A 20,108-nucleotide genomic window follows, 5' to 3' on the forward strand; every position below is an offset into this window, starting at 1 on the left:
CAATCGAACCCGCGTGATCGAAAACGATCGCCCGGGTACTCGTCGTGCCCTGATCAATCGACAAAATGTAATCCGTCATGATTATTCTCCATTGAACTAAAACAAACGTGGTGACGCTGATGTAGGAGTCGACCCGAACGGATCCGGGCCGACCGCAGGGACTATTTGGTGATGAGGGGCAGGAGCGGGTGCGCGACCAGTCCGGCGATCGCACCGCCGACGAGCGGCCCGACCACGGGTACCCAGGAGTACGCCCAGTCGCTCGACCCCTTGCCCTTGATCGGCAGAACGAAGTGGGCGATGCGCGGACCGAGGTCACGGGTCGGGTTGATGGCGTATCCGGTCGGGCCACCGAGGGAGGCACCGATCCCGACGACCAGCAGGGCCACAGGAATGGCGCCGAGGGCAGCGAGTCCCGCGGGCGTTGCCGCGTCGGCGCTTCCGCCTCGGCCGAAGGCGATCACGACGAAGACCAGCACGAACGTGCCGAGGATCTCCGTGATCAGGTTCCAGCCGTAGCTGCGGATGGCCGGTCCGGTAGAGAACACCCCGAGCTTATTCGCCGGGTTCGGCTCGTCATCGAAATGCTGCTTGTACGCGAGCCAGGTGCCGACGGCACCGAGGAAGGCACCGATCAACTGTCCGGCGATGTACACGAGCACCTTGCCGATGGGATAGCTGCCGGGGTCGTTGACCGCGAGCCCGACGGTGACCGCCGGGTTGAGGTGTGCACCCGACGAGTACGCCGCCGTCACACCGGCGAAGACCGCGAGGCCCCATCCGAAGTTGACGAGCAGGAACCCGCCGCCGTTGCCCTTGGTCTTTGCCAGAGCGACGTTTGCGACGACACCTGTTCCGAGGAGAAGCAGGAGGAACGTGCCCACTATCTCCGAGAGAAATATGGTTCCGAGATTGTCCACATTGACCTTCCAAGATTGCTCGACATCTGCGAAAAGCAGCGGGCCGCGGGTGCGTCCGATTCCAACGATAACGGTTGGGTCTCGATTCTCGCTCGCGTATTTCGCGAGGCGGGGAATCGGGCGAGAAATTATCGATAGTTCGTAATCGCGTTGCTTTTTATGCTACGTAGCGATACAAAACCGGCCACGAGCGCGTGCTCCGGGCGGCGTCGCGCTTCTCGATCGGAGCGTGGCCGGCGTAGCCTGAGGCATGGCCAAAGTCGGAATAGTCGTCGTCTCTCACAGCGACAAGATCGCAACCGGACTCGTGGAATTGGCGGGCCAGATGGCCGCGACAACCACCATTCGCGGGGCGGGGGGCACGGACTACGGCGGCATCGGAACCAGCTTCGACAAGGTGACCGAAGCGATCGCGTCGGCGGATTCCGGGGCCGGCGTCGTGATCCTGTGCGACCTCGGTTCGGCCGTGCTCACGGCCGAGACCGCGCTCGAATTCCTCGACGACGAGGTGAGGTCGCGGGTGCGAATCGCCGATGCCCCCCTCGTGGAGGGAGCGGTGGCCGCCGCCGTGGCGGCGGAATCCGGGGAGTCGCTCGCCGCGGTGTTCGCAGCGGCGGAATCGGCGAACTCCGCGCACGAGCCGCGGTCCGCTCCCTCGGCGCCCGCGTCATCCGAGCCGCCGGCCGCCGGGGCCGACGCTCCGGTCTCGGCGCATGCCGTGCTGGTGAACAAGGACGGACTCCATGCGCGGCCCGCCGCCGAGTTCGTGAAGCTCGCCAGCACCTTCGATGCGCGGGTGACGGTGAACGGGGTCGATGCCAAGAGCCTCCTGCGCATCATGTCGCTCGGGCTCGCGATGGGCAGCGAGGTGACGATCGAGGCCACCGGCACCGACGCCCGGAAGGCCGTGGACGGGCTGAACGCCCTCGTGCTCTCCGGTTTCGGGGAATAGCGCGGACACCGTGGTGCCCGCGCGCGGATTGTCGGGGAACGAGCTCTCCCGCCAGCGAGCCGCGCTGTGGGCGGAACTCGAGGATCTGCGCCGCCAGCTGGATTCGGCGGCGGGGGAGTTGGCTGCCGTACGGGTGGCGAGAGGCGACTCCTCGGCGGACGACGAACACGATCCGGACGGCTCGACCCTGTCATCCGACTGGTCGCGGATCTCGGGTTTGGCGGCCGCGTTGGGCGAACGGCGAGCGGGGGTCGAGCGCGCGCTCGAGCGCATCGACTCGGGGACCTACGGCGCATGTGCACGATGTGGCAGACCCATCGGACGGGCGCGTCTCGGCGCCAGACCCGCCGCCGACCTCTGCATCGAGTGCGCGCGCGAGATGTCTCGCTAGTGCTGGCGGGTCAGAGCGCGTCGAGGTAGTACCAGCGCCCGCCTTCGCGCACGAAACGGCTCGACTCGTGCTGGTCTCCTGCCCCGTCCGGCGAGCGGAACCAGGCCCGGAACTCGACGATGCCCTCGGTGTCGAGCATCGACCCTCGGACGGTTCCGAGAATGTCGAGCCTGGTCCAGCGGCGAGCCGGATCGAGTTCCAGCTCACCCGGTGCGGTGGACGGATGCCACGTGCGCAGCAGGTACTCGGCGTCGCCCACCGCAAAAGCGGAGAACCTGGACCGCATCAGGCGCTCGGCGGTGGGTGCTGCGGAGTCCCCGCGGTGGAACGGCGCGCAGCACGCGCCGAAGGTCTCGCCGCTCAGGCACGGGCAGCGGCCGGCCGGGCTCAGGGTGGCACGTCGATCGGGTGGAGTCACCCGTCAATTATCTTCCCCACCTGCCTGGGCAGGGATTCGCCGCCTGGGCCCGATGAGTCTGACGATGGAGGTCGGTGACTACTCGACTGCAACTAAAGGGTTGCTTTAAACGGTCAGTTAATGCAACTATTTAGTTGCACTAATCGACCGAAAGGAACAAGATAATGACCATGACATCCAATGAACCGTCCGTCGTCGACAGCGGCGACTTCAGCGTGCGACGCACCATCACGATCGCCGCACCGCCCGAGAAGGTCTGGGCCGCGATCACCGAACCCGAGCACATCGTGGGGTGGTTCGGCCAAGGCGCGACGCTCGAGGCGGTGGCCGTCGGCGCAGATGGAGTCTTCTCCTTCGACGGGTGGGGCGACTTCCCGGTGCGGATCGAGGAGCTTGACGCGCCGCGGATGATCGCCTACCGCTGGGGAAACCAGAGCGGCTCCGCGCTCGACCGCGACCACTCGACGGTCTTCCGCTTCACCCTCGAACCCCAGGGGGAGGGAACTCGGCTCACGGTAGTCGAGTCGGGTTTCAACACGCTCGCCGATCCGGCTGCCAGCATGGAGAGCAACCGCGGTGGCTGGGACTCCGAGCTCGACGAGCTTGTGGCCTACCTCGAGGGCGGCTCGTGACCGCGAACACTCTCGTGCCGGTGTTCGCCGCGCTCGGCGACGAGACCCGGTGGAGCATCCTGGTGGCCCTCGGCGGGGGCGACGCGTCGGCGTCCGCCCTCGCCGGGCGGCTCCCGGTCACCCGCCAGGCCATCGCGAAGCACCTCGCGGTGCTGCAGCAGGCCGGTCTCGTCGAGCCGGTGCGGGTGGGGCGCGAGCTGCGCTACCGAGTTCTCGGGGCGCAGCTCACCGAGACCGCCCGACGCCTGGATCAGATCGGTGTGGAGTGGGAGCGCCGACTGGCGGCGATCAAGCGGATCGCGGAGGGGCTCTAGCGGGTGGGGGAGTGCGGCTCTGTCGGTTCCATCGCATCCAGGTCAGGCAGATGTCGAGCAGACCCCCGCATCCTGCCGGTTGAGAAACTCCAACTGGAGGATGAGATGCGGTGGGCCTCGTCCGAACCACACCGCGCGCACTGGCTCGTTGACCACGAACGCAGTAGCATGCTCGGCGAACGTGACACGATTCGAGGAGGTGAGCCCGATGCACACACCGTCCATTCCGGGCGCTCCTTCGAGTTCACGATCGCGCGACTGACGTAGCCGTCGCGGGGAGCGCTGCACACACTCTCAGAAAGCTACGACCATGAATGATTCACTTCAGTTCGCCCCGAAGACCCCTATGCACGTCTCGGAAGTTCACTCGCGCACCGCCCTTGTTCTCGGGGGCGGGGGAGCGGCGGGCAATGCCTGGGAACTCGGACTCATCGCCGGCCTGTCTTGGGCCGGGTTGGACGTGACCGGCGCCGACCTGATCATCGGGACATCGGCAGGATCGACGGTGGCTGCCCAGATCACCGGTGGCCCAGGGCCGGCCGAGTTGTATTCCGCCATCCTGGGCGCCGCGCCCCAACCTCGTCCCGCTCCCGGTGGATCCGTCGGTGCGCGCGTGGGCGTGGCGCCGGTGGCTGACCACATGGAAAGAACGAGCCGGATCATCGCTGCCGCCGCAGATGCCGCAGACATGCGGCGCAGGATGGGCGCCGCCGCGCTCGAGATGGGGACTTCAACCGGCACGCGCTGGCGCGACACCGTCGCGGCTCGTCTTCCCAGCCACCACTGGCCGCATCAGACCATGCTCATCACGGCGGTCGATGCCTACACCGGCGAGCAGGTCGTGTTCGACCGCCACAGCGGAGTCGACCTCGTGGATGCCGTCGCTGCCAGCACCTCCAGCGGCGCGGCGTACGCCATCGGCGCGGGCCGCTACATCGACGGCGGATATCGAAGAAACGAGAACGCCGATCTGGCGGCCGGATACTCGCGGGTGCTGGTGCTGTCACCGTTCGGCGGCAGGTCGCGGCATCCGCTGGACTGGGGGATGCACCTGGAGTCGCAGCTCGACGAGCTACGGGCCGGCGGCAGCCTGGTGGAAACGATCTTTCCGGACAGCAATGCCCTCGACGCCTTTGGAGACAACATGATGGACCTGTCGACGCGCCCACCGGCCGCTCGAGCCGGCTACGACCACGGCGCATCCCTGGCCGAGCGGCTCATCGAATTCTGGCGGTGACGCGAACGGAACGCGTCGCCGGAGTACTTCGAGACGGAGTCACTACGTCACCCTGAGCCCGCTACTTGACATAATGGGCATTATCAGCGCCCGACTATGCCGGGCGACGCAGGCCAGGCGGATCTGTCCGGGCGCGCCTCGGTTGGCCGCGGCATCCGTCCTCACGGCCCGATCCGGCGGCATTCCCTTCCGAAATCCATGCATTCCTGACCGACACGCCGCCCTGAGACGTCGACACGCCGCGACGGCAGAGAAATGCATGGATTTCGGAAGGGGAGAACGGGCGCATTACTTGACATAATGCGATGCTATTGCCCCTCGGTGAGCCCCAGGAAGATCTCGATGGCCTCGACGACGAGGGCGTGATCGGCGGCCTGGGCCAGTCCGGACACCGTGACCGTGCCGATCGGGCCTGCGTCGCGGATGGCGATGGGGAACGATCCGCCGTGGGCCGCGTATACGGTGAGATCGTTCCAGGCGCGCTCCTCGAACGGGGTGCCGGTGGCCCGGTGCCGCAGTCCGACCAGGAACGAACTGTTGCCGAACCGGCGGACGGTGCGCACCTTGCGCGCCACCCACTGGTCATTGTCGGCCGCCGTGCCGGCCAGGGCGGCGTGGAAGAGCTGCTGGTCGCCCCGGGTGATGTCTATCGTCACCGGGAGGGATCGCTCGCTCGCGATCGAGACGAGCAGGCTTCCCAGCTCCCAGGCGTCGTCGTGGGTGAAGCGCGTGAAGAGCAGTCGCGCCTCCTGGGCTTCGATCTCGGCGATCTGGTCGGTGGTCTCGGTCATGACGGTGCCTTTCGGGTGCGATTCAGCGGGAGGGAAGCTGGCTGCGGATGAGCTCGACCAGCTGGTGGGGTTCGTACGGTTCGGTCGTGCTGAGGAGTTCGTCGACCGTCCACCAGCGGTGCTCGAGCACGTCGACGTGCTCCTCCGGCGTCCAGTTCGCCCGCGATGGCTCGAACGCCAGGGTGCGCGTCACGTAGTACTCGGCGTGCCCCGTGTCGTGGTCGCCGCCCTCGAAGTCGACGGTGAAGTCGAGGGCCCAGACCGGGTCGCCGAGATCGGCCAGGTCGAGACCGGTCTCCTCGTACAGCTCGCGACGGGCGCCGTCGGCGTGGCTCTCCCCCGGCTCGACTCCCCCGCCGGGGGTGATCCAGCGCGTCGGTTGCGCCGGAGCGGACCCCCTGGTGAGAAAGAGCAGAATGCGGTCTCGCTCGTCGAACACGAGGATGCGCGAGGTGAGCCGGTGGCGATCGATCACGCGTCCACTCTATTCGGGCGGACCGGTCTGGTTGCGAGGATTGGCGGTCGACGGGAGGTGCTTCGCCCACCAGTCGAGAATCGCCTCGAACCGCTGCAGCCGATGCCTCGGGCGCCCGCTGCGGCTCAGCTCGTGGTTCTCGCCCGGGAACACGAGCAGCTCCGCCTCCACCCCGTTCCTGGCGAGCTCGGCGTAGTAGCGCTCTCCCTGCGGCAGCGGGCAACGGAGGTCGTCGGCCGAGTGGATCACGAGCGTGGGCGTGGTCACCTGCCGCACGACGGCCTGGGGGCTCTGCGCGCGGATGCGGTCCGGGTCCAGACCGGTGTACTCGTCGCTGAAGAACGAGCCGATGTCCGAGGTGCCGATGAACTGTTCGGGGTCGAGGTAGCCACGCTCCACGATCGCCGCCGCGAAGCGGTGGTCGTGGGCGATAGTCCACGCGGTCAGGTAGCCGCCGTATGAACCGCCCATGATGCCGACCCGGTCGGGGTCGAGGCCGGGCGTCCGTGCGATCGCGCCATCCAGGAAGTCGATCACGTCGGTGTAGTCCAGGGTGCCCATCTGCTGTCGGATCGCCCGGCCGTGCTCCTCGCCGTAGCCGGCGGAACCGCGCGGGTTGCAGAGAACGACCGCGTAGCCCGCATCCGCATAGACCTGGGACTCGTCGAGGAAGGAGCTCTCGTATTGGGCGAAGGGTCCGCCGTGGATGGTGAGCAGCACCGGATGCGGCCCCTCCCCCGCAGGCTTCAGCACCCAGCCGTGCACCGGGTAACCGTCCCGGGCCGGGACGGTGATCTCGTGGGCACCGATGACGCCCGTCTCGCGGAGTCCGGACGAGAAGTCGGTGATCGCCGCCAGCTCTCCCCCGGCCACCAGACCGAGATCGCCCTGGGTGGCCGGGCCGCGGAAGCTCACGAGGGTGCGCTCCCCCACGGCGTCGTGTCCGGTGATCTCGAGGTCACCGCTCGTCAGAAGAGTTGATGTTCCATCGCGTTCAACCTCGAGCAGGTGAACGCGGCCGCGGGTGCGCAGCCGCACGAGAGCCGAGTCGCCGGCGACGGTGATCTCCGTGCCCGCCTCGCCGAGGTCGAGGGTCTCGTCGGTGAGGCGCCGCGCGGTGCCCGACGGGTCGAGAAGGTAGAGCGAGACCGGTCGTCCGATGAAGTCGCGACCGGATTCGCCGAGTTCGCCGGCGAGGAAGTAGAGCGACCCGTCGGCGGCGAACGCGAGCGACCTTACGTCGAGGTTCGCGCCCTCGGGGGAAATGCGCACGGGGTCGCCCGGGGCATCCGTGTCGAGCGCGATGGCGAAGATCTCCGAGACGAGATCGAGGTCGCGGTTCGCGTGCCAGGCGGAAACGACGGCCAGGCGCGACCCGTCCGGGGAGAAGGCGATCGCGCCGTGCTCGAAGTCGCCGCTGGTGAGTTGCCTGGCCTTCGGGGCGGCGGCGGGCGCCTCGGGCGACGGCTGGGCGACGGATGGCGCGGCCGGGTAGTCCGGCTCGCCGGCCGGCGCCGGCACCGGCACGAGGAACACCTGCGACCGACGGTCGATGGTGTAGCCGACCCCGTTGGACCGGAACTTGAGGGTCGTGATGCGCCGCGCCGGCTCCGCGGAGGGGCCGAGCAGCTTGACCGTGCCGTACCGGCCGGCCTCGGGCACCCGCGAGACGAAGGCGAGGCAGGCGGAGTCCGGCGACCACTGGTAGCCGGCGACGCCGAGCGGCTGGTCGGTGACCTGCACCGGCTCGCCGCCGGCGGCATCCATCACGAAGACCTGGGCCGGCGCATCACCGACCACGCGAAGGAAGGCGAGCTGCGCCCCGTCCGGCGAGAACCGCGGGCTCGAGTCGTTGAGGCCCCGGCTGGCGCGGCGGGGGGCTCCGCCGTCGAACGGCACACTCCAGAGTTGGCCGACGTAGCGGTCGGCGGCGAGGTCGGGCCGTGACACCGCGATCACGGCCCGTGAGCCATCCGGATGAACGGTGGGTCGGGAAACGCTGGACAGCAGGGGCAGGTCGGTGGCTTTCATCCCTTACGAGTGTACGGACCGGCCGCCGCGGGCGGTCGCGGCCGGGCGTCCCGTGCGGGAACGACGGCTCAGGCGCCGACGAAGCCGCTCACGTCGCCGACGAGCCGCGTGTGGTCGGCCGGGATCGGATCGACCACCGCGAGGGCGATCTCCGCGGCGAACTCGCTCACGTTGTACAGCTTGCCCGCCGAATCCTTGCGGGCGCTGATGGCGCCCGGGTTGGCTCGCTCGAGCAGGGTGGCAGTGATGGTGCCCTCGATCATGTCGCCGGACACGACGACGAATTCGATGCCCGCCTCGTCCAGGATCGGGATCATGGCGCGCAGCGCGTCCTCGCCCGCCCGCTTGCTCAGGGCGACCGGGAGGTACTCCGGCATGGTCGGCGTTGTGGCGATGAAATGCGCCTGGTGGCTGGTGATAAAGACCACGCGAGAGCCGGGGGCGAGCAGCGGCAGGGCGGCATTCAGGAGCGCCACCTGGGCGTCCCGGTTGAGCTGCATGGCGTAGTCGGCGGCCATGCCGGACTCCATGCCTCCGCTGGCGTTCAGCACGAGGATGTCGAGGCCGCCCCACTCGCTCTGGATGGTGTCGAAGAGCGTCGCGACGGAGGCCGGATCGGTGAGGTCCGCGCCGATGGCGATCGCCGAACCGCCGGCCGCGACGATCTTGTCCACCAGCTTGAGGGCGCGGGCCTCCTTGTTGCGGAAGTTGATCACGACGCTCGCGCCGGCCTCGGCGAGGTAGGTGGCGGTGTCGGCGCCGATTCCGCGGGACGAGCCGGTGACGAGGGCGCGAAGTCCGTCGAGGGAACCGGCGGCTAGGGGGTTGGTCACGGGAGAGCTCCTGATGTCGTGGGCGGCCGCGCGACGTGCCGGCTTCGGCTCATGAGAATACCAATAACCCGCAAGTGGAGGTTCTCTCGTGGTGATAGTTTCGGTACAACACGATGCTCAAGGGGTGCCCGCGATGGCCACTGACTTTCTCAACACCTACGCCTGGATCTTCTGGCTGGGCCTGATCCTCATCTTTGTGATCATCGAAGTGTCGACCGTCGACTTCACCTTCCTCATGATCGCGATCGGAAGCGTCGGCGGACTCGTCTCCGGGCTCTTCGGTCTGCCGTGGTGGGCGCAGATCGTCGTCGCCGGTCCGCTCTCGCTGATTCTCCTCTTTCTTGTTCGACCGCCCCTCCAGCGGGCCCTGCGCCGAGGGTCCGACCGAACTCCCACCAACGTCGAGGCCCTTCTCGGCCTCAGCGGCACGGTGCTGAAGGACTTCGTCGAGGGGCACGGTCAGGTGCGGCTCGCCAACGGCGAGATCTGGACGGCCAGGCTCTCCCTGACCACCGACAATCACCCGGTCGAGTCCGGCGAACGCGTCGTCGTGACGGCAATCGAGGGGGCGACCGCCCTGGTCGTGCCCGCTGAAAGGAATGCATTGTGACTACCGCTGAACTGGTCGGCCAGATCGTTCTGGTGATCGTGCTGGTGATCATCGCGATCTTCGTCCTGGTGATCCTGTTCCGGGCGGTGAAGATCATCCCGCAGGCCAGAGCGGGTGTGGTCGAGCGTCTCGGAAAATATCACAAGACGCTGATGCCCGGCCTCAACATCCTCGTGCCCTTCATCGACCGGGTTCGGCCGCTCATCGACATGCGCGAGCAGGTCGTCTCGTTTCCGCCGCAGCCCGTGATCACCGAGGACAACCTCGTGGTGTCCATCGACACCGTCGTCTACTTCCAGGTCACCGACGCGCGCGCCGCGACCTACGAGATCGCCAACTATCTGGGCGCGGTCGAGCAGCTCACCACCACCACACTGCGAAACGTCGTCGGCGGGTTGAACCTCGAGGAAGCGCTCACCAGCCGCGACAACATCAACGGCCAGCTGCGCATCGTGCTGGACGAGGCGACCGGCAAGTGGGGCATCCGGGTGGGCCGGGTCGAGCTCAAGGCGATCGACCCGCCCCTCTCGATCCAGGACTCGATGGAGAAGCAGATGCGCGCCGAGCGCGACCGCCGGGCGCAGATCCTCACCGCCGAGGGCACCAAGCAGGCCGCCATCCTGCAGGCCGAGGGCTCCCGCCAGGCCGCGATCCTCGAGGCGGAGGGCTGGGCCAAGGCGCAGGTGCTGCGGGCCGAGGGCGAGGCGCAGGCCATCACCACCGTCTTCGGAGCCATCCACAAGGGCGACCCGGACAGCAAGCTGCTCGCCTACCAGTACCTGCAGATGCTGCCGAAGATCGCGCAGGGTGACTCGAACAAGCTCTGGATCATCCCGTCCGAGTTCACCGAGGCCGTCAAGAGCATCAGCGCGGGATTCCTAGGAAACCAGGGTGGCACGCCGCCCACCGCGTAGGAGTCGCGGAGACGGCGGGGCCGCCACCAGCGAGTACTTCGCATCGGCGCCTCCACGGATTCTCGCGCACCGCGGTCTGGCGTTGGCGGCACCGGAGAACACTCTGCTCGCGTTCCTCTCGGCGCTGGCTCTCGGCCTGACCCATCTCGAGACCGACGTGCAGGTCTCCAGGGACGGGGTCGCCGTGCTGGCCCACGACGTGGACCTGGCCAGGCTCGTCGGGCGAGCGAGTCGAATCTCGGACCTCACCGTGGCCGAACTGAAGCTCATCGACCTCGGCGCCGGGCAGACGTTTGCGACGCTTGCCGAGGCACTGGACACGTTCCCCGAGGCGTGTTTCAACATCGATCTGAAGGCGCCCGGATCGGTGGGTCCGGCGGTGGCGGCGATCCTGGCGGCCGACGCCACGCCCAGGGTGCTCGTCACCTCGTTCAGCGAATCCCGGCGTCGCGCCGCGATTCGGGAGCTTCCCGGAGTGGCGACGTCCGCATCCGCCGCGACGATGATCCTGGCCCTCGCCGCCGCGAAGCTGGGTGTTCGACCGCTGGTGCGCCGTGCGCTCGCCGCGGTGCATGCCGTGCAGGTGCCCGAGGCGATGCTCGGGATTCGGGTCGTGACGCCGCGCACGATCCGGGCGTTTCACGACGCCGGCGTCGAGGTCCACGTCTGGACGGTCAACGAGGCGAGCGATATCGAGCGTCTTCTCGATCTGGGTGTCGATGGGATCGTCACCGACAGGTCGGATCTCGCCCTGCAAATAGTCAAAAAACGCTTAATAATCCGCGAATAACCTGAGAAACAGCTGGGAAGACTCGGCGATGGAAAGGATACGTCCAGCTTCGGGGTTTATAACTGGGAATGCATCGCGAGAGAGGACCACACAATGGCGGATCGCAGTTTGCGCGGAATGAGGCTCGGATCCCAGAGTCTTCAGAGTGAAGAAGGCGTTACCTTCTCCCCGCGAAAGAAGAGCACGTACCAAGCCGCTGACGGGTCGACCTTCGAGGTGACGTTCTCGGCGGATGCCGAAGTTCCCACCGTGTGGGAGTCGCCGAAGAGCGGTCAAGAGGGTCGCTTGCTCGACGCAGCCGGAGTGCAGGTCGAGCCGGAGCCGTCAGACGCGAAGATTCCCCGTACCCACTGGGACATGCTGCTCGAGAGGCGCACCCGCCCGGAGCTCGAGGAGTTGCTCCAAGAGCGCCTCGACTTCCTTCGGGCGCGCAAGGGCCAGCACAAGATCGGCGCCTGACCTCGGTCGGTCGCCCGCGTGTGAACGCGTCGCAGCTTCGGTTGCGGCGCGTTTGTCGTTTAACGGTCAGGACCTTCGGCGCGCCCCGCGGGCGGTGATCCCCCACACCGTCACCCGCAACAGCGCCTCGACCACGATTCCGAGATGCATCTTGGACCGGCCGGCGGCGCGCTCGACGAAGGTGATGGGGTGCTCGACCACCACTCCCCCGGACCTTTCGAGTCGCCACGCCAGTTCCACCTGGAAGCAGTAGCCCTGCGACGACACGGCGGAGAGGTCGAGGCAGCGCAGGGCGTCCGCCCGGAACACCCGGAATCCGGCGGTGATGTCCCGGATGTCGGACCGGAGCACCGCGCGCGCATAGGCGTTGCCGAGGCGGGAGATGGCCTGCCGAAGCCACGGCCAGTTGCGCACCGACCCGCCGGCAACCCAACGCGAGCCGATCACGAGATCCGCGCCGTGCCGCGCGAGTTCGAGCATGGCCGGCAGTTCGGCCGGGTCGTGCGATCCGTCCGCGTCGATCTCCACGACATAGAGGTAGTCGCGCTCGAGGGCCCGGCGGAAGCCGGCGAGGTAGGCGCGACCCAGGCCATCCTTCGCAGCCCGGTGTAGCACGGAGAGACCGGGGTCTCCCGCGGCGAGCGTCTCCGCCAACTCCCCGGTGCCATCCGGGCTCGAGTCGTCAACGACCAGGACGTCGGCGAGGGGCAGCGACTGCCTGATGCGCCCGATCACCGAGGCGAGGCTCTCGATCTCGTTGTAGGTGGGAAGGATCACGAGAGTCTCAGCCACGGGCTTCCTTCCGGGGGGCGCGACGTGCGAGCGGGGTGAAGATCATGGCGAGCGCCAGGATTGCGATGCCGAGGCCCGAGACGAGCCATTCGATGCCGCGGCCGATGAGCGTCGCCGGCGTCGTGGTATGGCTGAGCGGCACGTCCTCGACCATCGATCCGGCCTCGAAGGTCGGCAGCTGGGAGATGACGCGGCCGTCGGGCGCGAACATCGCGCTCACGCCGACGGTGGAGGCGTTGACGACGCTGCGGCCGGTCTCGATCGCTCTGAGCCGGGCGATGCCGACCTGCTGGGCGCTCTCGTCCGTGTGGCCGAAGTCGGCATTGTTGGTCGGGGCGATGATGAAGTCAGCACCGTCGCGCAGCATCTGGCTGATGAGTTCGTCGTCGACGATGTCGAAGCAGATGGCGAGCCCCGCCACGGCGCCCTTGATCGAGAAGACGTTGTCGCGGGTGCCGAACGAATAGTCCCTCGGAACCAGGTCGAACAGGCTCGGGGCGAGGGGGTACCAGAACGCGCGATCCGGGAGGTATTCGGCGAAGGGCACCGGATGGATCTTGTCGTACTGGTCCACCGCTCCCTTGCCGTGCTCCCAGAGCAGGAGGCTGTTGAAGGTGCGCCCTTCCGAGTCCTCGGTGATGGTGCCGGTGACGAGCGGCGCCTTCATCGCTCCCGTCACGTAGTCGAGGGTCTGGGCGGCCCGTTTGTTCTCGAGCGGGTTAAGGTCCGAGGCGTTCTCGGGCCAGACCACGACATCCACGCTCTGCCCGATGAGGGGAAGGGTCGCCTGCAGGTGGTCGTTGAGGCTGTCGCCCGGCTGGATCTGGGCGAAGAGCCCGGAGTTGGAATTGCCCTGCACCGCCGCCACTCTGATCGAGCCGGTGGAGATCACGGGCCAGGCGGGGATGGCGGCGGCCAGCAGGAAGGCGAATCCCGCGACCGTGCCGCGCACCGTCCAGGGCACGCTCACCTCGAGGAACGCCTGCACCAGCACCGCGCTGAGGAAGGCGATCGTGAAGCTCAGGCCGGAGATGCCGACCCACGCCACGAGCGGGGCGAACGGGCTGTCGGACTGGGAGAAGGCGAGCCGGCCCCAGGAGAAGCCGCCGTATGGCCAGACGCTGGTGAAGGCCTCGCGCGCCACCCAGAGCCCGGCGAGTGCCAGGGGCAGGCCGAGCAGGCGGCCGCTCAGGCCCGGCCAGTAGTGCGGCACGAAGCGCCAGGCGAGTGCGAGGAGGGAGGCGCCGAACGCGAAGAACACCGATTCGAGACCCGCGAGAGCGAGCCACGGAATCGGGCCGAGGTACACCGTGAGCCAGAGGATGTGGTTGCCGAAGAACGCGAAGCCGCCCGCCAGCCCGACGAGCACAGACGGCCAGAACCGCCGTCTGCGAAGCGACAGGAGAAGCATCGCGGTGCCGACGAAGACGAGCGGCCACCAGCCGCGCCCGGGAAAGGCGAACGAGTTGACGAAACCGGAGAGGGCGGCGAGCACGACGGCGGCCCAGAGGGGCAGCGGTCTCAGGGGCCTCGGTCGCACTGGATAAGCCTAGATTGCCGCGAACACGCTGACTGACAGCGATCTCACGCGCCGAGCGTCGGGCACCGAGCCTCAGGCGACCGAGGAGTACGCGACGATGCCGCGGCGGATCGCGTCGAGTGCCGTGCGCGCCGTGCGCCCGACCTGGCCGTCCGCCACGACCGAGAGCTGGTCGAGCAGGTCGATCGTCTGCTTGGTCATCCGCACGAAGTCGCCGGCCGCCAGGTCCGCCTCGCTCAGCACCGCGTCGAGCGACACCCCCTGCGCCCAGCGGTTCATGGCGAGGGACAGCCCGGTGGAGAGCGGATTGCTACCCGGCAGCTTGTGGTCGCGCTCTATGTCGTCGAGCCGCGCCCACAGGTCGGTGGTCTTGTCGAAGGCGGGCCGGAAGGCACCCTTCGGAAGGTAGCGGTCCGAGGCCTGCCCCTCGTCCCGGCGGGGCTCGTAGACCAGCGCGGCGGCCATCGCGGCGAGCCCGGCCGGGTCGAGGTCCTTCCAGACGCCGCGCCTCAGGCACTCGGCGACGAGCAGGTCGCGTTCGCCGTAGATGCGGCGCAGGGTGCGACCGTGCACGGTCGCGGTGACGACACCGCGGTCAGACCGCTCCAGGTAGCCGAGCTCGAGCAGCACGTCGGAGACGCGATCGAAGATCCTCGCGACGGCACCGGTGCGGCTCCGGATCTGCTGGCTCAGCTCATCCGTCTGCTTCTTGAGGCGCCACCACCGCTCGGCCCAGCGCGCGTGCGCCTCGCGGTCGTTGCAGGAGTTGCACGGGTGCTGCTTGAGCTTTCGGCGAAGCGCGGTGAGCTGGTGTTGGCGCTTCTCCCGTTCGGCCCGGCTCTGGGTGTCCGCCCGGGCGGCGCCCTTGCGTTCGACGTCTGTCAGTTCGCGTCGGATGCCGGAATACTCGCGGAAGTCGCCGAGGTGGCACCGCATCGCCTCCTCGTAGCCCGCGAGCGACTCCTCCTGGCTGCGCACCTTGCGGGCGAGGTCCACGACGGCGCGGTCCGCCTGGAACTGCGCGAACGAGGACTCGAGAATGTCGCGGGTGCGTTCGCGACCGAACTGCTCGATGAGGTTCACCGCCATGTTGTAGGTGGGCGAGAAGCTCGAGTTGAGCGGATAGGTGCGCCGGGAGGCGAGGGAGGCGACCGCCTGCGGGTCGAGACCGTCCTGCCACTGGATCACGGAGTGACCCTCCACGTCGATGCCGCGACGTCCGGCGCGGCCGGTCAACTGGGTGTACTCCCCCGGCGTGATCGGCACCCTGGCCTCGCCGTTGAACTTCTCGAGCTTCTCCAGCACGACCGTACGCGCGGGCATGTTGATGCCGAGCGCGAGGGTCTCGGTGGCGAAGACCGCCTTCACGAGCTTCTTTTGGAAGAGTTCCTCCACCACCTCCTTGAAGGCGGGGAGCATCCCGGCGTGGTGGGCGGCCACGCCACGTTGCAGGCCCTCGAGCCACTCCCAGTAGCCGAGCACCGCGAGGTCCTCGTCGAGGATGGTGCGGCAGCGTTCCTCCACGATCGCCCGGATCTCGTCGCGCTCCGGCGCGGTCGTCAGACGCACGCCGGCGCGAAGCACCTGCTTCACTGCCTGGTCGCAGCCGAGACGGCTGAAGATGAAGAAGATCGCCGGCAGCAGGTTGCGTTCGCCGAGCATCTTCACCACCGCGGCTCGGTCCATCTTGAGCTGCTCCGGCCGGCCGCCGCGCGAATGGTAGCGCCCCACATCCTTCATCTGGCGGGAGTTGATCGTGCGTCCGCCGTAGCGGGCCATCTGCACGAGCTCCGGATTGACCCGGTTCGTCGCCGCGAGCCCGGACGAGTCGAACAGGTCGATGAGCTTGGTGCGCATGATCACGTGCTGGTCGAGGGGAACCGGGCGCTCCTCGGAAACGATCACCGCGGTCTCGCCGCGCACAGCCTGCAGCCAGTCGCCGAACTCCTCGGCGTTCGACACCGTCGCACTCAACGACACCAGCCGCACGTTCTGCGGGAGGTGGATGATGACCTCTTCCCAGACGGCTCCGCGGAAGCGGTCGGCGAGGTAGTGCACCTCGTCCATGATCACGAACGAGAGGTCGGTGAGCAGGTCGGACTCGGCATAGAGCATGTTGCGCAGCACCTCGGTCGTCATCACGACGACCCGGGCACCCGAGTTGATGTTGGTGTCGCCGGTGAGCAGTCCCACATCCTGAGCACCGTACTCGGCGACGAACTCCTGGAACTTCTGATTGCTCAGGGCCTTCATCGGGGCCGTGTAGAACACCTTGGCCCGGGGATCCTGCATCGCCAGGAAGACCGCGAACTCGGCGACGATCGTCTTGCCGGCCCCGGTGGGCGCGGCGACGAGAACGCTGTCGCCGTTCTCGAGCGCAACGCAGGACGCGATCTGGAACGGGTCGAGGTCGAAGGCGAGGTTCGCCCGAAATCGTTCGAGCCTCGGGGAGCCCTGGCGGGACCTGGATGCGGCGAAACGTTCGGCGGGAGAGAGCTGGTCGGTCATACGGTTGCCGGGCCACCGAGCTCGGCGGTCAGGGCGTCCGCCCGCTTGGCCACCACGCGGTCATGCCACCAGGCGATCGCCGCGGCAACCAGGTAGAGCAGGATCATCGGGACCGCGAGGAGGAACATGGAGCCGACATCGGCAGACGGCGTCGCGATCGCGCAGAACACGAAGATGAGGAGGATGGCGACCCGCCAGCTCTTGATGATGGCGCGGGCCGAGATCACCCCGATGAAGTTGAGCAGCACGAGGAAGACCGGAAGCACGAAGGCGACACCGACGGCGAGCACGAGCTTGAGCACGAAGCTGAGGTAGTCCTTGGCCTCGATGAAACTCGCGTCCTCCTTCGGCACAAACGAGGTGAGGATCACCACGATGTGGGGCAACACGAACCAGCCGGCGGCGCAGCCGGCCAGGAACAGCGGAATCGCGGAGAAGAAGAACCCGAAGGTGTAGCGCTTCTCCTTCTTCGTGAGCCCGGGCACGAGGAACGCGAAGACCTGGTACAGCCAGACCGGACTCGACACCACGATGCCCACGGTCACCGCGATCTGCAGGCGCAGGTCGAACGCGGAGGTCAGCCCCGAGTAGTTGATGATCGCGTTGTGGGCCTTCGCGATGGTCGAGATCGGCAGGCGAAGACCGTCCCAGACGAAGTCGGAGACGAACCAGCCGCCGATTCCGCCCACCACGATCGCGATCGCGGAAATGAAGAGTCGCTTGCGAAGTTCGATGAGGTGCTGGCCGAGCGACATCCGGCCTTCGTTGTTCGCGCCTCGCCTTGTGCGCGTTGCCATCGGAACGTCGACGGTCGGGCTACGGCTTGCTGTCGGACTTGGTGGCGTCCGTCGTCTGCTGCACCTCGGGCGAAGTCTGGTTCAGCTGCGGTCCGTCGAGCGGCTTCGCAGGGTCCTCGCTCTTGACCTCGTTCTTGAAGATCTTCATCGACTGTCCGACGCTCTTGGCGAGGCCGGGAAGCTTGGTGGCTCCGAAGAGGAGAACGATGATGACCAGCAGGATGAGTGCGTGCCAGCCGGTGAATCCTTGGAACATGGGCGACATCCTTACGAGTCGAAATTGCCGTGACGATCAGTTTACCGCCCCGGAGGCCGAATACCTCTCAGTTGTCTTCGAACCAGCGGCGAGTGTTCGCATCGACCGCCGTGATCCGGCGGGCGCGGTCGAGCCGGGCATCGTGCCGGGCCTGGCGGCGGTCCGCCGCCTGTTGCCGAACCCGGTCCCGGCGCGCGACGACTTCGGACCTCTTCTGCAGCAGCGCGAGGGTGGCGTGCTGCTCGTCGAGCGTCTCGCCCGCCGACTCGAGAAGCTCCGTCTTGGCGGCGAGTGCCTCGAGCGCCCCGAAGACGGCCAGCACCTTGCGGAACAACTGCCAGCCGAAGAGCCCGAGCATTACGAGCAGGGCAAGCCCGAGCACCACCCAGATGATGAGCCACGACCACCAGGGCATCAGTCGGCCTCGTAGCGCGCGGCGCCGGCCGCGGCCCACTCGGCGACCGCTCGCCTGGCCTCCGGCGGGCCGACGACCGTGACGACCCCGGGCATCCCGGCGACGAGCCGTTTGAGCCCGTGGTAGTGCGACACCCGCACCGCCGTGCGGAGGCGTCCGTTCACCTCGGTGGACACGGCGTCGTCCGGGATGTAGTCGGCGAGCAGCGGCGCGGCCGCCGGGGCGACGTCGAGCGTCACGATGAGGTCGTCGGCCGACCCCTCGAAGAGCACATCGGGGAGCAACACGTCGGCGGGGTGGAAGGCTATCGGCGCGGTCGTGATCTGGGGATTGCCGATGCGGTCGAGCCGGAACGTGCGCACCGCCTCGCGCAGGTGGCACCAGCCGCGCAGGTACCAGTCCGCATCGACGGACTCGACTCGAAGCGGGTCCACCCGGCGGCGCTCGTGTTCGCCCCGCGCATTGAGGTAGTCGAATTCCAGCTGGACTCCGGTGGCCACCGACTCGCGGATGAGAGCGAGGGTGGCGTCGGACTCCGAAGCCTCGACCGCGACCTGGCTCGGCACCCCGGAGGCACCCCGGGAGAGTTTGGTCATGAGCGTCGCGATCGCGCCGCGGTCGGCGTTCTCCGGCAGGGCGGAGAGGTACTGGAGCCCGGCGATCAGCGCGGCGGCCTCCCGGCCGGAGAACCGTGGGGCGTCATCGATCGCGACGAGGTTGGTGAGCACGATCTGGTCGTTCTCTTCGAAGTCGTCCCAGGCCAGGTCGAACAGGTCGCCGTGCTGGTACTGGCCGGTCTCGCCCGGGATGCCGGACACCGCGATGAGCTTCACGGCCTCCCTGATCTGCTGTGCCGGAACACCGAAGTGCTCGGCGGCCTGCTGCACGCTGATGCGTTCGTGTTCCATGAGGAACGGCACGAGCGAGAGCAGGAAGGCGAGTTTGTCCTGCGCGTGGAGTGGAGCCTGGCGTTCAGCCACGATCGGCTCCCTCGTCGGCGTCGGAGTGTTCGGCTGCCGTCCTCAGCAGCCGGGTGTGCACGGCAGCCCGCAACACCGGCGGTGACAGGACGAGCACCTCCGGCCCGTAGCCGGCGAGCTCGTCCGCGAAGATGTTGGCGTCGGAGTAGTGGAGTCGCAGCACGCCATTCGCGAGGGTCTCGGTGCCGCGGCGCTTGTGCAGGCGAGTCGCCGCATCCGAGTCCGGCACCACCTCGATCTCGGCGGTGTGCGACTCCCACACCTGCTCCAGCTCGCTCAGCGCGGCCTTCGTCTGGTCGACCAGGGGCGCCGGGAAGGTGGCGCCGGTCGTCGTCACCTGGCTCACGATCCGGCGCAGCAGGAACGTCTTGGTGCGCTGGGTGTCCGGTTCCAGCGCGTGCAGATGCCAGCGGCCCTGGTGCTGCACGAGGGCGAGCGGTGCCACCGTGCGCACCCGCGCCTGCTCCTCCCCGGGCTTGAGGTAGGCGAATCGAACGACGGCGTTGCGCTCGAGCGCGGCGCGCAGCGGCTCGAACGCCGCATCCCGCACCCGCAGGCGCGGGGCGTAGCCGAGCACAGGCTCGTCGGAGACCAGCCCGAGACCCTTGAGCTTCATCACGGCGCGACGCGATTCGCCCGAGAGGGAGCCCTCCCGCCACACCATGGCGGCGAGGTTGAGCAGCGTCGTCTCCTCGGCCGAGAAGGTGATGTCGCTCGGGAGCTCGTAGGCACCGCGCGGGATTCGGTAGCGCAGGTTCTGGTTGTTGCCGGGCTGGCCGGGCGATTCCACCGTCTCGAGCGGCACGCCGAGGTCGCGGATGTCGTCCTTGTCGCGCTCGAACTGCCGCTCGAGGTTGGCGTTGTCTCCCCCGGCTCTGAACCGCTGGCGATAGCCCTGCACGGTGGACAGCACTTCGTTCTTCGTGAGCCCCGTCTCGGTCGCGAGTAAGGCGAGAACGAGGCTGAAGAGACGCTCTTCGACCGGGACCTTCTGGGTGCTGGATGCTGACACGAGAGAAACCCTAGTTTGGAATGAACTTGGAGACACTCGGC

23 protein-coding genes are annotated in these 20,108 nt (G+C 67.8%); 9 read left to right on the forward strand and 14 right to left on the reverse strand.

What is annotated here, in order from left to right:
* Nucleotides 1-161: 161 nt before the first annotated feature.
* Entirely contained in the window at nt 162-920 is a 759-nt protein-coding gene (locus FVP33_RS02580; protein ID WP_147782088.1) for an MIP/aquaporin family protein, read from the reverse strand.
* 250 nt (nt 921-1,170) lie between these two features.
* Between FVP33_RS02580 and dhaM the strand changes: the two genes are divergently transcribed.
* Nucleotides 1,171-1,872 carry a dihydroxyacetone kinase phosphoryl donor subunit DhaM gene (gene dhaM / locus FVP33_RS02585; protein WP_147782089.1) on the forward strand — a complete coding sequence of 234 codons (702 nt, stop codon included), beginning with the start codon at nt 1,171-1,173 and terminating at the stop codon, nt 1,870-1,872.
* Between the two features lie 10 nt (nt 1,873-1,882).
* Nucleotides 1,883-2,263, forward strand: coding sequence for a TraR/DksA family transcriptional regulator (locus tag FVP33_RS02590; protein WP_246142141.1), 381 nt, complete (start codon nt 1,883-1,885; stop codon nt 2,261-2,263).
* Nucleotides 2,264-2,273: 10 nt separating this feature from the next.
* Here the strand turns inward: FVP33_RS02590 and FVP33_RS02595 are convergent, their stop codons facing one another.
* Complete coding sequence (locus FVP33_RS02595; protein ID WP_187270552.1) at nt 2,274-2,681, reverse strand: YchJ family protein; 408 nt, start codon at nt 2,679-2,681, stop codon at nt 2,274-2,276.
* A 164-nt stretch (nt 2,682-2,845) separates the two neighbouring features.
* Between FVP33_RS02595 and FVP33_RS02600 the strand changes: the two genes are divergently transcribed.
* The 3 genes from FVP33_RS02600 (at nt 2,846) to FVP33_RS02610 (ending at nt 4,864) form a co-directional block, all read left to right on the forward strand.
* Nucleotides 2,846-3,313 (forward strand): SRPBCC family protein, encoded by a 468-nt coding sequence (locus FVP33_RS02600; RefSeq protein ID WP_147782090.1) that lies wholly within the window; start codon nt 2,846-2,848, stop codon nt 3,311-3,313.
* Nucleotides 3,310-3,627: an ArsR/SmtB family transcription factor gene (locus FVP33_RS02605; RefSeq protein WP_147782091.1), complete on the forward strand. Its 318-nt coding sequence runs from the start codon at nt 3,310-3,312 to the stop codon at nt 3,625-3,627. Before FVP33_RS02600 ends, FVP33_RS02605 begins: the two co-directional genes overlap by 4 nt.
* A 346-nt stretch (nt 3,628-3,973) precedes the next feature.
* Nucleotides 3,974-4,864, forward strand: coding sequence for a patatin-like phospholipase family protein (locus FVP33_RS02610; protein ID WP_147782434.1), 891 nt, complete (start codon nt 3,974-3,976; stop codon nt 4,862-4,864).
* 308 nt (nt 4,865-5,172) lie between these two features.
* Here the strand turns inward: FVP33_RS02610 and FVP33_RS02615 are convergent, their stop codons facing one another.
* From FVP33_RS02615 to FVP33_RS02630, 4 genes are all read right to left on the reverse strand, one after another.
* Nucleotides 5,173-5,655: a heme-degrading domain-containing protein gene (locus FVP33_RS02615; protein WP_147782092.1), complete on the reverse strand. Its 483-nt coding sequence runs from the start codon at nt 5,653-5,655 to the stop codon at nt 5,173-5,175.
* A gap of 22 nt (nt 5,656-5,677) precedes the next feature.
* Entirely contained in the window at nt 5,678-6,130 is a 453-nt protein-coding gene (locus tag FVP33_RS02620) for an NUDIX hydrolase (protein ID WP_246142143.1), read from the reverse strand.
* 9 nt (nt 6,131-6,139) lie between these two features.
* Nucleotides 6,140-8,161, reverse strand: coding sequence for a S9 family peptidase (locus FVP33_RS02625; protein WP_147782093.1), 2,022 nt, complete (start codon nt 8,159-8,161; stop codon nt 6,140-6,142).
* Between the two features lie 68 nt (nt 8,162-8,229).
* Nucleotides 8,230-8,994 carry an SDR family oxidoreductase gene (locus FVP33_RS02630; protein WP_147782094.1) on the reverse strand — a complete coding sequence of 255 codons (765 nt, stop codon included), beginning with the start codon at nt 8,992-8,994 and terminating at the stop codon, nt 8,230-8,232.
* A gap of 133 nt (nt 8,995-9,127) precedes the next feature.
* Here FVP33_RS02630 and FVP33_RS02635 point away from each other — a divergent pair, with 133 nt between their 5' ends.
* The 4 genes from FVP33_RS02635 to FVP33_RS02650 all read left to right on the forward strand — a co-directional run bounded on the left by FVP33_RS02635 (nt 9,128) and on the right by FVP33_RS02650 (nt 11,767).
* On the forward strand, nt 9,128-9,604 hold the full coding sequence (locus FVP33_RS02635) for an NfeD family protein (RefSeq protein WP_147782095.1): 477 nt from the start codon (nt 9,128-9,130) through the stop codon (nt 9,602-9,604).
* The gene (locus FVP33_RS02640) at nt 9,601-10,518 is read left to right on the forward strand and encodes an SPFH domain-containing protein (protein ID WP_425460929.1); all 918 of its coding nucleotides are present in this window, start codon (nt 9,601-9,603) and stop codon (nt 10,516-10,518) included. Before FVP33_RS02635 ends, FVP33_RS02640 begins: the two co-directional genes overlap by 4 nt.
* Nucleotides 10,496-11,308 (forward strand): glycerophosphodiester phosphodiesterase family protein, encoded by an 813-nt coding sequence (locus FVP33_RS02645; protein ID WP_147782097.1) that lies wholly within the window; start codon nt 10,496-10,498, stop codon nt 11,306-11,308. The genes FVP33_RS02640 and FVP33_RS02645 overlap by 23 nt, the downstream gene beginning before the upstream one ends.
* Before the next feature lie 93 nt (nt 11,309-11,401).
* Nucleotides 11,402-11,767, forward strand: coding sequence for an RNA polymerase-binding protein RbpA (locus FVP33_RS02650; protein WP_147782098.1), 366 nt, complete (start codon nt 11,402-11,404; stop codon nt 11,765-11,767).
* Nucleotides 11,768-11,833: 66 nt separating this feature from the next.
* Here FVP33_RS02650 and FVP33_RS02655 read toward each other — a convergent pair whose 3' ends face one another.
* The 8 genes from FVP33_RS02655 to FVP33_RS02690 form a co-directional block, all read right to left on the reverse strand.
* Complete coding sequence (locus FVP33_RS02655; protein ID WP_147782099.1) at nt 11,834-12,559, reverse strand: polyprenol monophosphomannose synthase; 726 nt, start codon at nt 12,557-12,559, stop codon at nt 11,834-11,836.
* Entirely contained in the window at nt 12,552-14,099 is a 1,548-nt protein-coding gene (lnt, locus tag FVP33_RS02660) for an apolipoprotein N-acyltransferase (protein ID WP_147782100.1), read from the reverse strand. The genes FVP33_RS02655 and lnt overlap by 8 nt, the downstream gene beginning before the upstream one ends.
* A 72-nt stretch (nt 14,100-14,171) precedes the next feature.
* Nucleotides 14,172-16,607 (reverse strand): DEAD/DEAH box helicase, encoded by a 2,436-nt coding sequence (locus FVP33_RS02665; RefSeq protein ID WP_147782101.1) that lies wholly within the window; start codon nt 16,605-16,607, stop codon nt 14,172-14,174.
* Nucleotides 16,604-17,362: a twin-arginine translocase subunit TatC gene (gene tatC, locus FVP33_RS02670; RefSeq protein ID WP_147782436.1), complete on the reverse strand. Its 759-nt coding sequence runs from the start codon at nt 17,360-17,362 to the stop codon at nt 16,604-16,606. Before tatC ends, FVP33_RS02665 begins: the two co-directional genes overlap by 4 nt.
* Before the next feature lie 61 nt (nt 17,363-17,423).
* Complete coding sequence (gene tatA, locus FVP33_RS02675) at nt 17,424-17,660, reverse strand: twin-arginine translocase TatA/TatE family subunit (RefSeq protein WP_147782102.1); 237 nt, start codon at nt 17,658-17,660, stop codon at nt 17,424-17,426.
* A gap of 67 nt (nt 17,661-17,727) precedes the next feature.
* Nucleotides 17,728-18,075 (reverse strand): hypothetical protein, encoded by a 348-nt coding sequence (locus tag FVP33_RS02680; protein ID WP_147782103.1) that lies wholly within the window; start codon nt 18,073-18,075, stop codon nt 17,728-17,730.
* Nucleotides 18,075-19,055, reverse strand: a complete 981-nt coding sequence (locus tag FVP33_RS02685; protein ID WP_147782104.1) for a helix-turn-helix transcriptional regulator — start codon at nt 19,053-19,055, stop codon at nt 18,075-18,077. Before FVP33_RS02685 ends, FVP33_RS02680 begins: the two co-directional genes overlap by 1 nt.
* A complete protein-coding gene (locus FVP33_RS02690) occupies nt 19,048-20,067 on the reverse strand; it encodes a helix-turn-helix transcriptional regulator (protein WP_147782105.1) in 1,020 nt (339 codons plus the stop codon). Before FVP33_RS02690 ends, FVP33_RS02685 begins: the two co-directional genes overlap by 8 nt.
* Between the last annotated feature and the right edge of the window lie 41 nt (nt 20,068-20,108).

Source organism: Lacisediminihabitans profunda (assembly GCF_008040105.1).
Classification (GTDB): Bacteria; Actinomycetota; Actinomycetes; order Actinomycetales; family Microbacteriaceae; genus Lacisediminihabitans; species Lacisediminihabitans profunda.